Here is a 12,796-nt window from a genome sequence, read left to right on the forward strand (position 1 = left end):
TGGCGAGGCCGATCTCGGTGTCTGAAGGTGCCGGGCCATGGCGAGCAATTCGTTCCGCTTCGATGAGGTCTGGGAAATTCGTGAGGTTCCGCCGCAAGAGGTGTGGGAGGTGCTGGCCGATCCCCGCCTGCTGCCGCTCTGGTGGGGCGACGTCTACAAGGAGGTCGAGAAACTGACCTCGCATGACCGGCCAACGGTCGGCGCCAGGGCGCGCGCCCGCGCCCGCGGCTTCCTGCCCTACGAACTGAATTTCATTCTCGAAGCGGTCGAACTCGAGCCCGGCAAGGTCGTCGGCGTCAGGACCACGGGCGATTTCGACGGCCATTGGCGTGCCGTGCTGTCGCCGGCCGATGAGGGAACCCACATAGACCTCACCTGGCAGGTGCTGGTCGAACGGCCGATCCTGCGCCTGCTTTCGCCCCTGCTCCGCCCGGCCTTCGCGTGGAACCATCGCTGGACGACGCCGCGCGGCGAAGCAGGCCTGCGCCGCTATCTCGCCGAGCGGCACAAGAAATCAGGCTAGCCGGCCTGCCTTCCAGCCGGCAATATGCGGCCACCGAGGGGAAAAATCATGGAATTCATCAATTCGGCAGAAGCCAAGGCACTCAAGCTGCCGTTCAGCCAGGCCGTCCGCGTCGGCGACGTGCTCTATCTCTCCGGCGCCCTGGGCAACCGCCCCGGCACGCTGGAACTCGTTGCCGGCGGCATGGAAGCCGAAACGCGCCAGACGATGGAGAACATCAAGGCGGTGCTGGAAGAGAACGGCCTCGGCATGGCCGATATCTTCAAATGCACGGCCATGCTGGCCGACATGTCGAGATGGCCCGACTTCAACAAGGTCTATGCCGGTTATTTCGACCCCGACCGACTGCCGGCACGGTCCGCATTCGGCGCCAATGGCCTGGCGCTCGGGGCGCTGGTCGAACTGGAATGCTGCGCCTACATGGGCAACCGGCCCAAGGTCTGACCTATTTCAGGAACTGCACCCATTGGTCCTGCGGGGCGCGCTCCGTGCGGAAGGTGCTTTCCGGCTTGCTGGTGTCCTCGTGGCCAAGCGCCATGCCGCAGACCACCACCTCTTCTTCGGGAATGCCGAGCACCGGCCTGATCTGGCGGTGGTAGGGCGCAAACGCCGCCTGCGGGCAGGTATGCAGTCCCCTCGCCCGTGCCGCAATCATGATGTTCTGCAGGAACATGCCGTAGTCGATCCACGAACCCTGGTTCAGCCGGCGGTCGATGGTGAAGATCATGCCCACGGGCGCGTCGAAGAAAACGAAGTTGCGGTCGTGCTGCGCGCGCATCCTGTCGACATCGCGGCGACCGATGCCAAGCACGCCATAGAGGCCAAAACCGTTGGCGCGGCGACGGCCAAGATAGGGTTCGAAAAACTGGTCGGGATAATATTTGTACTCGTCCCAGACCGCCTTTTCGGCACGCACACCCGAGTTGAGGATAGCGTCGCTGATGCCGCGCAGCGTCTCGCCCGAGGTCACGTAGACCTTCCAAGGCTGCATGTTGGTACCCGAAGGCGCGCGCGCAGCGACTTCAAGGATGTCGCTGATGACGCTGTCTTCAACAGGAGTCGGCAAGAAAGCGCGCACCGAACGCCGAGAGACAATCGCTTCGTCGACGATTTCTGTGTCAGTCAGTTCCAACGGTTTTTGGTCCGGTGCCAGCATCAGCTGTCCCTATGGCATCGATATTGTCGGAACGCCCCTCACCGCCCGTTCGAAATCGAGCCTTTGCACTCTCTCCCGGAGTCTCGCAAGCGAAACTTGCTGGGTCATGAAAATGAGCTTGAATTTTTCACAGCGATGACGTTTCATGAAATTCTGCAGTAAATTTTCACGAGGCCATTTTGAGTCCGACCGCAACAGCCTCCCTTCGCAAGGAAAGCGATGTCGCGAGCGACCTGCTCGCCAACGACCTGCGCGCGCTGCGCAAGTCGCGCGGACTGACGCTGGCCGAAATAGCCCTGAAGCTGGGCCGCTCCGTTGGCTGGGTCAGCCAGGTCGAGCGCGGACTGTCGACGCCGTCGATCGGCGATCTCAGGGAGTTCGCCGCGCTGTTCGGCGTGCCCATCAGCCTGTTCTTCGCCCATGAAGCCCCCGTCGAAGCCGAGCGCGGCGTTGTTGTCCGCTCCGGCCGCCGCCGGACATTGGGCAGCAGCGAATCCGGCCTTGTGGAAGAACTACTGTCGCCCGACCTTGGCGGCAGCTTCGAAATGCTGCGTTCGATCTTCGCCCCGGGCGCCGGCATGGCCAAGCCGGTGACGCGCCCCACCGAGGAGGCCGGCTACGTCGTCTCGGGCGGCTTCGACATCGAGATCGACGGCACCTGGCATAGCCTTGGCGAAGGCGACAGCTTCCGCTTCGACCACAAGCCGTTCCGGTGGAGGAACCCGGGAACGGCACCGGCAGTGGTCATCTGGGTCGTATCGCCGCCAGTCTATTGATTGCGTTTCTGGGGAGAAAGTCATGGCTGAGTTGCCGAGCACGGCACGCGTGGTGATCATCGGCGGAGGCGCGGTCGGCGTCTCCTCGCTCTACCACCTCGCCAAGGCGGGCTGGACCGATTGCGTGCTGCTCGAAAAGAACGAGCTGACCTCGGGCTCGACCTGGCATGCGGCCGGCAACGTGCCGACATTCTCGTCGTCCTGGTCGCTCATGAACATGCAGCGCTATTCGACCGAGCTCTATCGCGGGCTGGCGGCGGAAGTCGACTATCCGATGAACTACCACGTCACCGGCTCGATCCGGCTCGCCCACTCCAGGGAGCGCATGCAGGAATTCCAGCGCGCCAAGGGCATGGGCCGCTACCAGGGCATGGACATCGACGTCATCGGGCTCGAGGAGATCAAGCGCCGCTATCCCTTCATCGAGACGCACGACCTCAAGGGCGCGCTCTATGACCCCAATGACGGCGACATCGACCCGGCCCAGTTGACCCAGGCCCTGGCCAAGGGCGCGCGTGACATGGGCGCGAAGATCGTCCGCTTCTGCCCGGTGATTTCAGTCCGTCGCGACAAGGGCGAATGGGTCGTCGCGACCGAAAAGGGCGAAATCCGCTGCGAGAAGGTGGTCAACGCCGCAGGCTACCGCGCCGCCGAGGTCGGAAAGATGTTCGGCCGCGACGTGCCGATGATGGTCATCAGCCACCAGTACATCCTGTTCGACGAAATCCCCGAGCTCGCCGCATGGTCGCGGGAAGCCGGCCACAAGCTGCCGCTGCTGCGCGACGTCGACACCTCCTACTACCTCCGCCAGGAGAAGAACGGCATGAATCTCGGCCCCTATGAGCGCAACTGCCGCGCCCATTGGGCAACGCCCGACGACCGAATGCCTGAGGATTTTTCCTTCCAGCTTTACCCAGACGATCTTGAGCGGCTGGAATGGTATCTCGACGACGCCGTTCGCCGCGTGCCGATCCTCGGCACCGCCGGCCTGTCCAAGATCATCAACGGCCCGATCCCCTACGCTCCCGACGGCAACCCGCTGATAGGCCCGATGCCCGGGGTGCCAAATGCCTTCGAGGCCTGCGTCTTCACGTTCGGCATCGCCCAGGCAGGCGGCGCGGGCAAGGTGCTGGCCGAGTGGGTCACTCAGGGCGAAACGGAGTGGGACATGTGGTCCTGCGACCCGCGCCGCTTCACCTCATTTGCCTCTGCCCCTGACTACGCTGTCGCCAAGGGCATGGAGGTCTACGGCCACGAATACGCAATCCACTTTCCCCGGCACACATGGCCGGCTGCACGGAACCGCAAGCTCTCGCCCATCCACGCCCGCATCGCCGCTCTCGGCGCCCAGTTCAACGCCTACAATGGCTGGGAGCGCGCGACCTGGTACGCCCAGCCGGGCGACGATGTTTCGGCTGAGTCGACCCAGACCTTTGCCCGCTCCGGCCCATGGGAAAAAAGAATCCGCGAGGAATGCCTGGCTGTGCGCGATACCGCAGGCATCCTCGACCTGCCCGGCTTCAGCCGTTTCAATCTCGATGGACCCGGTGCCGCGGCATGGCTTGAGACGCAGGTTACCGGCACCGTGCCCAAGGTCGGCCGCATCGGGCTTTGCTATTTCGCCGACGATCACGGCCGCATCGTCACCGAGATGTCGGTTGTCCGCCACTCGGAGGACCTGATGACGCTGATCACGGCTGCCGTGGCGCAATGGCACGACTTCGAATGGCTAAAGTCACATATGCCTGCCGATGCAACCTTCAAGCTCATCGACCGCACCGAGGAATACTCGACGCAGATCCTTGCCGGGCCCAATTCGCGGACAATCCTGGTCGAGGTCTGCGGGGCCGACCTTTCCGCGCCGTGGCTGACGCACCAGGAGACCACCATCGCCGGACGCTGGGCCAAGCTGGTGCGCGTCTCCTTCGCAGGCGAACTAGGCTGGGAAATCCACACGAGGATTGCCGACACCGCTACCGTGTTCGACGCGATCTGGGCAGCCGGCCAGAAACACGGACTGAAGCCGTTCGGCATGTTCGCGCTCGACGCACTCCGCCTAGAAAAGGGCTACCGCGCCTGGAAGGGAGACCTTTCCACCGACTACACCATCCTGCAGGGCGGATTGGAACGCTTCGTCAGATGGGACAAGCCCGTATTCCGCGGCAAGGCGGCGCTGCTCAACGAGAAGCAGCAGGGCGTTTCGAAGCGCTTCGTCACCCTCGTCATCGACACCCCAGGCGACTGCGACGCGCCCTACATGTCGACGCTCTGGCACAATGGCGCCATTGTCGGTGAGACCACGTCAGGAGGTTGGGGCCACAGGGTGGACAAATCGATCGCGCTGGGCATGCTGCGTGCCGATCTGGCCGTGCCGGGCGCAACCATCGAAGTCGAGATTTTCGGCGAGCGCTTCAGCGCCACGGTCCAGCAGGACAAGCCCTTGTGGGATCCCGAAAACGAAAGGCTACGCTCATAATGTCCCTTCCCCATTCCGGTCGCGCCTTCGGCGCCTTCATGTTCGACATGGACGGCACCATCCTGAGCTCGATCGCATCGACTGAACGCGTCTGGAGCGCATGGGCAGTCAGGCACGGCCTCGACGTCGAAAGCTTCCTGCCGACCATCCACGGCGTTCGTGCCTATGAGACCATCCGCAACCTAAACCTGCCCGGGGTCGACGTGATGGCCGAGGTCGAGGCGCTGACCCAGGCCGAGTTCGACGATGTCGACGGTATCGAATCGATCCATGGCGCAGCGAGCTTCCTCAAAGCCCTGCCCCTCGACCGCTGGGCGATCGTGACTTCGGCGCCGCGCCGACTGGCGCTGCGTAGGCTCGAAGCGGCCGGCCTGCCTGTCCCCCCGATCATGGTCACCGGCGAGGAAGTCACCAACGGCAAGCCCGCCCCCGACTGCTTCCTGCTCGGCGCCCAGCGGCTTGGCCAGAAGCCCGAGGACTGCCTGGTGTTCGAGGATGCCCCTGCCGGCATCCGCGCCGGCGAGGCCGCGGGCGCCAGCGTGCTGGTCATCACCGCCACGCACAACCATGCCGGCGGCACGTCACATCCTTCGGTCTCCGGCTACGGAGCACTGACAGCGCGGCTCGACAGTGCGAGCCGGCTGACGCTCGCCACCCTGCTGGCTGCGGGAGCCTGACATGCCGAAGCCCTCTTCCCGCATCTCCGGCATCGTCCCGTCAGGCAAGGACGGCTGGGAAGTGCATTTCGCCGCCATGACGCGCAAGCAGGCGGGCGAAGAGATCATCATGCTGTCCGTCGGCGACCATGACTTCGACACGCCCTCGGAGACGGTCGAAGCCTGCGTCGACGCCGTTCGTGCCGGCTACCACCACTACACGCAGTTGCCCGGCCTGCCGCGCCTGCGCGCCGCCATGGCCAAGATCTCGACCCGCTGCAGCAGCATCGACACCGCGCTCTCGGAGATTATCGCCACGCCCGGCGGCCAGGCCGCACTTTACGCAGCAGTGCAGGCCACGCATGATCCGGGCGACCATGCCGTGGTCGTGGCGCCCTATTATGCCACCTACCCCGGCACCTTCCGCGCCGCCGGTGCCAGCTACACCGTGGTCGAGGCGCACGCCGCCGACGGCTTCCAGCCGCGCGCTGACGAGATCGAGAAAGCGCTGAAGCCCGACACGCGCTCGATCCTCATCAACACGCCGAACAACCCGACCGGCGCCGTCTATAGCAGGAAATGCCTGGAGGAGATCGCCGAACTCTGCGTCCGTCGCGACCTCTGGCTCTTGTCGGACGAGGTCTACTGGACGCTCGGCGGCGGCGAGCATGTGTCGCCGCGCGCGCTGCCCGGCATGGCCGAGCGCACGTTGGTCATCAACTCGATGTCCAAGAGCCACGGCATGACCGGGTGGCGCATCGGCTGGCTCACCGCCCCTGCCGACCTCGTCTCGCTGGTCATCAACCTCAACCTCGTCACCACTTACGGCCTGACCGATTTCGTCAGCCGGGCGGCGATCGAGGCGCTGGAGAACGATTTCGGCGTCGAGCAGATAGCAAGCACCTATGCCGGGCGCCGCACCCTGTTCATCGACCAGATGCGCGGCCTGAACAACGTCACCGTGCGCGGTTCGGAAGGCGGCATGTATGTCATGCTCGACGTCAGCGCTATCGAGCCTGACTGCGAGAAGTTCGCCTGGGACTTGCTCCAAAGCGAAAAGGTCGCCGTCATGCCAGGCAAAAGCTTCGGCGACGCCGCCTCGGGTCACATCCGCATCAGCCTGTGCCAGCCTGACGACGTGCTGAGGGAGGCCGCCGGTCGCCTGAGGCGCTTTGCCAACAGCTACGAGAGAACGGCCGCATGACCGAAATCCCCGCCCGCGCCCGCGCCGTCATCATCGGCGGCGGCGTGTCCGGCTGCTCCGTCGCCTATCATCTGGCGAAGCTCGGCTGGACCGACATCGTGCTTCTGGAGCGCAAGCAGCTCACATCAGGCACGACATGGCACGCGGCGGGGTTGATCGGACAGCTCAGGGCGTCGCAGAACATGACGCGGCTGGCGAAATATTCGGCCGACCTCTACGTCAAGCTGGAGGAAGAGACCGGGGTCGCCACCGGCATGCGTCAGGTCGGCTCCATTACGGTCGCGCTGACCGAGGAGCGAAAGCACGAGATCTACCGCCAGGCGTCGCTTGCGCGCGCGTTCAATGTCGACGTGCGCGAGATTTCACCTAGCGAAGTCAAGCAGATGTACCCGCATCTCAACGTCGCCGACGTGGTCGGCGCGGTGCATCTGCCGCTCGACGGCCAGTGCGATCCGGCCAACATCGCCATGGCCTTGGCCAAGGGCGCACGCCAGCGCGGCGCCAGGATCGTCGAGAACGTCAAGGTGTCAAAGGTTCATACCAAAGATGGCCGCGTCTCTGGCGTGTCCTGGGCGCAAGGATCCGAGCAGGGAACCATCGACACCGATATCGTCGTCAACTGCGCGGGCATGTGGGCGCGCGAACTCGGCGCGCAGAACGGCGTTACCATCCCACTGCATGCCTGCGAGCATTTCTACCTCGTCACCGAGGCCATCCCCGGCCTTGGCCGACTGCCGGTGCTGCGGGTGCCCGACGAGTGCGCCTACTACAAGGAAGACGCCGGCAAGATGATGCTTGGCGCCTTCGAGCCGGTGGCCAAGCCCTGGGGCATGGACGGCATCCGCGAGGACTTCTGCTTCGACCAACTGCCCGAGGACATGGACCATTTCGCCCCAATCCTCGAAATGGGCGTCAACCGCATGCCGATGCTGGAAACCGCCGGCATCCACACCTTCTTCAACGGTCCCGAGAGCTTCACCCCCGACGACCGCTATTATCTCGGCGAAGCGCCGGAACTCGGCGGCTACTGGGTCGCCGCCGGCTACAACTCCATCGGCATCGTCTCCTCGGGCGGTGCCGGCATGGCGCTGGCGCAGTGGATCCACGATGGCGAGGCGCCCTTCGACCTGTGGGAGGTCGACATCCGCCGCGCCCAGCCGTTCCAGAAAAACCGCAGCTACCTCAGGGAGCGCGTGTCGGAGACACTCGGCCTGCTCTACGCCGACCATTTCCCCTACCGCCAGATGGCGACGTCGCGAAACATCCGCCGCTCGCCGTTGCACGAGCATCTGAAGGCGCGCGGCGCCGTTTTCGGCGAAGTCGCCGGCTGGGAGCGCGCCAACTGGTTTGCCCGCGAGGGCCAGGAGCGCGAGTATCGCTATTCCTGGAAGCGGCAGAACTGGTTCGACAACCAGCGCGACGAACATCTCGCCGTCCGCAACGGCGTCGGCCTGTTCGACATGACCTCCTTCGGCAAGATCAGGATCGAGGGCCGCGACGCGCTGGCCTATCTCCAGCGCCTCTGCGCCAACGACATGGACGTCGAGCCTGGAAAAATCGTCTACACTCAGATGCTCAACCAGCGCGGCGGCATCGAGAGCGACCTGACGGTCACCCGCCTTTCGCCAACTGCCTTCCTGGCCGTTGTCCCTGGCGCGACCTTGCAGCGCGACCTCGCCTGGTTCCGGAAACATCTGGGCGACGCGTTCGTCGTCATCACCGATGTGACGGCCTCCGAGAGCGTGCTCTGCCTGATGGGGCCGAACTCGCGGGAACTGCTCGAGAAGGTCAGCCCCAACGATTTTTCCAATGACAAGAATCCGTTCTGCACCTGGCAGGAGATCGAGATCGGCATGGGCCTCGCCCGCGCCCATCGCGTCACCTATGTCGGCGAGCTCGGCTGGGAGCTTTACGTCTCGACCGACCAGGCGGCGCACGTGTTCGAGGCGATCGAGGACGCCGGAGCCGATCTCGGCCTGAAGCTCTGCGGTCTGCACACGCTCGATTCCTGCCGCATCGAAAAGGCGTTCCGCCATTTCGGTCACGACATCACCGACGAGGACCATGTCCTGGAAGCCGGACTCGGCTTTGCGGTGAAATCAGGCAAGGGCGAATTCATCGGCCGCGATGCGGTATTGCGCAAGCGCGACGCCGGCCTTACCCGCCGACTGGTCCAGTTCCGCCTGGCGGACCCCGAACCACTGCTCTTTCACAACGAAGCCATCGTCCGCGATGGCAGGATCGTTGGCACGATCACGTCGGGAAACTACGGCCACCATCTCGGCGGCGCCATAGGCCTCGGCTACGTGCCCTGCGCCAACGAAACGGAAGCCGATGTGCTCGGCTCCAGCTACGAGATCGAGATCGCCGGCGAGCGTTTCGCCGCCGAGGCCTCGCTCAAGCCGATGTATGACCCGAAGGCCGAGCGCGTCCGAATGTAACCGCCTCTTACAAAATCGCCCGCGCTGACATATTCAGTCGGAGGCGAGTTTCATGCGGCGAGGCCAGACAGTGACGAAAAAGCAGCGACGCGTCTGGTGGGGCGACTTCAAGGCGGCCGATTTTGCGGCGATCGACCCCGAGGCGACGATCGCCGTCATCCCCGTCGCCGCGATCGAGCAGCACGGCCCGCACCTGCCGGTTTCGACCGACCTCGCCATCATGGAGGGCATGCTGGCCGAGACCTTCGCCCATATGCCCGACGATCTCGACGCCCGCTTCCTGCCGATCCAGGCGGTTGGAAAATCCGACGAGCACATCCATGCGCCCGGCACGCTCAGCCTGCCGGCCAACATGCTGGTCGACGCCTGGACCGAACTCGGCGCATCGATTACCCGGTCGGGCATCCGCAAGTTCGTGTTCGTCACCTCGCATGGCGGCAACGAGGAGGTGATGGGCATCGCCTCGCGCGAACTGCGCGTGCGTTACGGCGCGCTCTCGGTGCGCTCGAGCTGGGGCCGTTTCGGCACGCCCGACGGTCTGTACCCTGCCCGCGAAATGCAGCTCGGTATCCATGGCGGCGACCTCGAGACCTCGCTGATACTGCATTTCCGGCCGGAACTGGTCGACATGGCCAAGGCGCAGGATTTTTCCTCGAGCTTCGAGCGTGCCGAAGGCGCGTTCGACCTGCTGCGTTCGCATGGCCCGCACGGATTCTCGTGGATTGCTTCCGATCTCAATCCACATGGCGTCGTCGGCAATGCGGCTATCGCTACCGCCGAAAAAGGTCGCCTGACGGCAGGCCATCAGGCCAAGGGCTTCGTCCGCCTGCTGCAGGACATCCGCAAGGCCAAGCTGGCAGAGTGGATCGCTTAGAGACTTGTTTTCGTGCTCGCCCGCCATCAGGCGAATACAGCTCAGTAGTCCTCATGGTGAGCCTGTCGAACCACGAGGACGCCGAGCGCCATATCTGATGACCCCAAAACCCATGGTTCGACAGGCTCACCATGAGGATTTGGTGCGCTCGTCATCTACGGGCTAAACCTCCAACCCGAACGGCACACCCTCGAAGCAATCTGCACCGCGGCCGAGGGCAGCGATGGCGGTCACCATCCTCCCGTCGCGCCCGAGAATCTGGTCGGCCACCGCAATCAGCCTTGGATTGGGCGTCGCGGTCGGCGAAAGCCGGCGCAACAGCGCGGCAAGCTCGGCCTCATCGCGCGACGGATCGAGCGCTGCCGCGATGATGTAGGCGGACGCCGTCGAGCGGCTGACGCCGGCCCAGCAGTTGATCGCCAGCGGCCGCGAGCGGTCCCAGGCGCGGGCGAAGTCCAGCAACTGCCGCACATGCGCCTCACCGGGCAGTGTCATGCCATCCTGCTCGGCTGCGATGTCATGCATGTTCATCAGCAGGTGGTTTTCGGCGCGAATTGCCAACGGCCGGGTCATCTCCGTGCCGGCCGAGAGCAGCGAGATCAGCCGTTCGGCGCCAATACGGGTGACCGTCTCGTCGACCTTCGACAACGGGCAGACATAAATCACCGCGCCGCCTCCTTCTTGGTCGCTTCCCGGTCCTGCGCCCAATCGCCCAGGGCCACATCGAGTCTGCGCCATTCGACCTCGTGCCCCGGGAGGCCGCAGCGCAGTTGCGTCGGCCGGTCGGCAAAACTGCGCACCAAAATGCCCTCGCGCCCCAGCGCTTTGAACAGCCCAACGGCGTCGGGAATGTCGACATGGCGAAACAGCGATGTGCCGCCGGTAACGATCACACCGGCGCGGGCGAAGGCCTGGTCGAGCCGGTGCGCGGCATGCGCCAGCGTCGTCCGCATCTCGCGCTGCCAGTCCACGTCCGACAGCGCCTTGATGCCGTATTCCAGCGACGGCACCGCCACCGACCACGGCCCCAGCTCTTCCTCCAGCCGTCCAGCGATATCGGGGTGAGCCAGCGCAAACCCAAGCCGAATGCCGGCAAGCCCATAAAACTTGCCGAAGGAGCGCAGAACGACAAGACCACCCATGTCGACATCACCGGCAAGGCTCTGCGCCTGCGGCCCGACATCCATGAACGCCTCGTCGACCACGAGCAGCCCGCCGCGCGCGCGCAGGCTGGCTGCGAGTTCGAGCAGGTCCTTGCGCTGGACGACGCGGCCGTCGGGATTGTTCGGATTGACCACGACGGCGAGTTCCGCCTCGAAAAGCTGGGCGAACTCCCTTGTCTCGGCCACCTGATGGCCTGCAATCGCCGCGGCGCGGGCATGTTCCTGATAGGTGGGCCCGAGCACGAAGGCGCGGCCCGGCCGTACCAGCGAGGCGATGCGCGGCAGGAGGATCTGGGTGCCCGGCGCAGGCACCAAATTGGCCGCCGAGGGCGCGCCATAGGCGGTGGCGGCAACGGCTGCGAGGTCGCGCGCGCGGCCCGGTTCGGGCAGACGCGACAAGGCTGTGGCAGGCAGCTCGAAAAGCGGATAGGAGTTCGGATTAATCCCGGTCGACAGGTCGACGAACGGCTCGGGCGCTCCCGGAAACAGCGCCCTCGCCCGTTCCAGGCTGCCACCGTGGTCCACGGTCCCTGTCCTACGTCCTGCAAGAAGCGTCATGTCTTTTCCGCTCGCCTTCCTGTCGCTTCTGGTTGAACTCGGTCTCGGCTACCCGGACCGGCTGGTTCGCAAGATCGGCCATCCGGTGATCTGGATCGGCAATCTGATATCCTTTCTCGACACCAGCCTCAACCGAGCCACCGATACCGACGCTCAGCGCCGCTTCTGGGGCGTGGCCGCGCTCGTCGTCATCGTCTTTGTGCCCGCCACGATCGCCTTCGCCATCGAACGCCTGTTCGGCCTGTTGCCTCTAGGCATCCTTCTCACCGCCATCGCCGCCTCCAGCCTCGTCGCCCAACGCAGCCTCGGCAGCCACGTCAAGGCGGTCGCCGACGCGCTCGACAGCGGCGGCATCGTTGCCGGCCGCAAGGCCGTCTCCCAGATCGTCGGCCGCGACCCCGAGCGCCTGGACGAAGCCGGCGTCAGCCGCGCGGCCATCGAGAGCCTGGCCGAAAACTTCTCCGACGGCATCACCGCCCCTGCCTTCTGGCTCGCCATCGGCGGTTTCGCCGGCGGCGCTGCCTACAAGGCCGCCAACACCGCCGACTCGATGATCGGCCACCGCACCAAGCGGCACGAGGCCTTCGGCTGGGCGGCGGCCCGTTTCGACGACCTCGTCAATCTGCCGGCCTCACGCCTGACCGCGCTCGCCATCGTGCTGGCCGCCTTCCTCATACCCGGTGCCGACCCGAAGGCGGCATGGGAAGCCGTCTGGCGCGACGCGAACAAGCACCGTTCGCCCAATGCCGGCTGGCCCGAGGCCGCAATGGCCGGCGCGCTTGGCCTCGCCCTTGCCGGCCCGCGCGCCTATGGCGGCGTGATGGTCGAGGACGCCTTCATGGGATCGGGCGGCCGCCGCGAGGCCAATGCCCAGGACATCCGCTCGGCACTGCGCCTCTACTGGACGGCCGACGCCATCCTTGTCGTCGCCATCGGCCTTGTCGGCCTCGCCATCTGGCTCTGACGCAC

General features: G+C 65.2%; 12 protein-coding genes. 9 read left to right on the forward strand and 3 right to left on the reverse strand.

What is annotated here, in order from left to right:
• Nucleotides 1-37 precede the first annotated feature (37 nt).
• Together GGR00_RS02810 and GGR00_RS02815 are read left to right on the forward strand one after the other, a co-directional pair.
• Nucleotides 38-523 carry an SRPBCC family protein gene (locus GGR00_RS02810; RefSeq protein WP_184697753.1) on the forward strand — a complete coding sequence of 162 codons (486 nt, stop codon included), beginning with the start codon at nt 38-40 and terminating at the stop codon, nt 521-523.
• 48 nt (nt 524-571) lie between these two features.
• Entirely contained in the window at nt 572-967 is a 396-nt protein-coding gene (locus GGR00_RS02815; protein ID WP_055969267.1) for a RidA family protein, read from the forward strand.
• Between the two features lies 1 nt (nt 968).
• On the opposite strand, the gene GGR00_RS02820 is transcribed toward GGR00_RS02815, so the two are convergent.
• Nucleotides 969-1,679 carry a nitroreductase gene (locus GGR00_RS02820; protein WP_184697755.1) on the reverse strand — a complete coding sequence of 237 codons (711 nt, stop codon included), beginning with the start codon at nt 1,677-1,679 and terminating at the stop codon, nt 969-971.
• Nucleotides 1,680-1,858: 179 nt separating this feature from the next.
• On the opposite strand from GGR00_RS02820, the gene GGR00_RS02825 reads away from it, so the two are divergent.
• The 6 genes from GGR00_RS02825 to GGR00_RS02850 all read left to right on the forward strand — a co-directional run bounded on the left by GGR00_RS02825 (nt 1,859) and on the right by GGR00_RS02850 (nt 10,106).
• Nucleotides 1,859-2,455 (forward strand): helix-turn-helix domain-containing protein, encoded by a 597-nt coding sequence (locus GGR00_RS02825; RefSeq protein ID WP_246441257.1) that lies wholly within the window; start codon nt 1,859-1,861, stop codon nt 2,453-2,455.
• Between the two features lie 22 nt (nt 2,456-2,477).
• Nucleotides 2,478-4,931, forward strand: a complete 2,454-nt coding sequence (locus tag GGR00_RS02830; protein ID WP_184697757.1) for a GcvT family protein — start codon at nt 2,478-2,480, stop codon at nt 4,929-4,931.
• Nucleotides 4,931-5,608, forward strand: coding sequence for an HAD family hydrolase (locus tag GGR00_RS02835; protein ID WP_184697761.1), 678 nt, complete (start codon nt 4,931-4,933; stop codon nt 5,606-5,608). The genes GGR00_RS02830 and GGR00_RS02835 overlap by 1 nt, the downstream gene beginning before the upstream one ends.
• Before the next feature lies 1 nt (nt 5,609).
• A complete protein-coding gene (locus GGR00_RS02840) occupies nt 5,610-6,791 on the forward strand; it encodes a pyridoxal phosphate-dependent aminotransferase (RefSeq protein WP_184697764.1) in 1,182 nt (393 codons plus the stop codon).
• Nucleotides 6,788-9,232 (forward strand): GcvT family protein, encoded by a 2,445-nt coding sequence (locus GGR00_RS02845; protein ID WP_055969283.1) that lies wholly within the window; start codon nt 6,788-6,790, stop codon nt 9,230-9,232. The genes GGR00_RS02840 and GGR00_RS02845 overlap by 4 nt, the downstream gene beginning before the upstream one ends.
• A gap of 70 nt (nt 9,233-9,302) precedes the next feature.
• Nucleotides 9,303-10,106, forward strand: a complete 804-nt coding sequence (locus tag GGR00_RS02850) for a creatininase family protein (protein WP_055969287.1) — start codon at nt 9,303-9,305, stop codon at nt 10,104-10,106.
• Between the two features lie 162 nt (nt 10,107-10,268).
• Here the strand turns inward: GGR00_RS02850 and GGR00_RS02855 are convergent, their stop codons facing one another.
• Together GGR00_RS02855 and cobD are read right to left on the reverse strand one after the other, a co-directional pair.
• On the reverse strand, nt 10,269-10,772 hold the full coding sequence (locus tag GGR00_RS02855) for a tyrosine phosphatase family protein (RefSeq protein WP_055969290.1): 504 nt from the start codon (nt 10,770-10,772) through the stop codon (nt 10,269-10,271).
• The gene (gene cobD / locus GGR00_RS02860; RefSeq protein ID WP_184117356.1) at nt 10,769-11,827 is read right to left on the reverse strand and encodes a threonine-phosphate decarboxylase CobD; all 1,059 of its coding nucleotides are present in this window, start codon (nt 11,825-11,827) and stop codon (nt 10,769-10,771) included. The genes GGR00_RS02855 and cobD overlap by 4 nt, the downstream gene beginning before the upstream one ends.
• On the opposite strand from cobD, the gene cbiB reads away from it, so the two are divergent.
• Nucleotides 11,826-12,791, forward strand: coding sequence for an adenosylcobinamide-phosphate synthase CbiB (cbiB, locus tag GGR00_RS02865; RefSeq protein ID WP_184697767.1), 966 nt, complete (start codon nt 11,826-11,828; stop codon nt 12,789-12,791). The two genes, cobD and cbiB, sit on opposite strands and share 2 nt — an antisense overlap.
• Nucleotides 12,792-12,796 lie beyond the last annotated feature (5 nt).

The sequence above is a fragment of the Aminobacter aganoensis genome, assembly GCF_014206975.1.
In the GTDB taxonomy this organism is placed as follows: Bacteria; Pseudomonadota; Alphaproteobacteria; order Rhizobiales; family Rhizobiaceae; genus Aminobacter; species Aminobacter aganoensis.

Bases quoted from the DNA above. Each gene is read 5' to 3' on its own strand.
- GGR00_RS02820 (WP_184697755.1), bottom strand. From the start codon at position 1,679: ATGCTGGCACCGGACCAAAAACCGTTGGAACTGACTGACACAGAAATC.
- GGR00_RS02835 (WP_184697761.1), top strand. From the start codon at position 4,931: ATGTCCCTTCCCCATTCCGGTCGCGCCTTCGGCGCCTTCATGTTCGAC.
- cobD (WP_184117356.1), bottom strand. From the start codon at position 11,827: ATGACGCTTCTTGCAGGACGTAGGACAGGGACCGTGGACCACGGTGGC.
- GGR00_RS02815 (WP_055969267.1), top strand. From the start codon at position 572: ATGGAATTCATCAATTCGGCAGAAGCCAAGGCACTCAAGCTGCCGTTC.
- GGR00_RS02840 (WP_184697764.1), top strand. From the start codon at position 5,610: ATGCCGAAGCCCTCTTCCCGCATCTCCGGCATCGTCCCGTCAGGCAAG.
- GGR00_RS02810 (WP_184697753.1), top strand. From the start codon at position 38: ATGGCGAGCAATTCGTTCCGCTTCGATGAGGTCTGGGAAATTCGTGAG.
- GGR00_RS02845 (WP_055969283.1), top strand. From the start codon at position 6,788: ATGACCGAAATCCCCGCCCGCGCCCGCGCCGTCATCATCGGCGGCGGC.
- cbiB (WP_184697767.1), top strand. From the start codon at position 11,826: ATGTCTTTTCCGCTCGCCTTCCTGTCGCTTCTGGTTGAACTCGGTCTC.
- GGR00_RS02830 (WP_184697757.1), top strand. From the start codon at position 2,478: ATGGCTGAGTTGCCGAGCACGGCACGCGTGGTGATCATCGGCGGAGGC.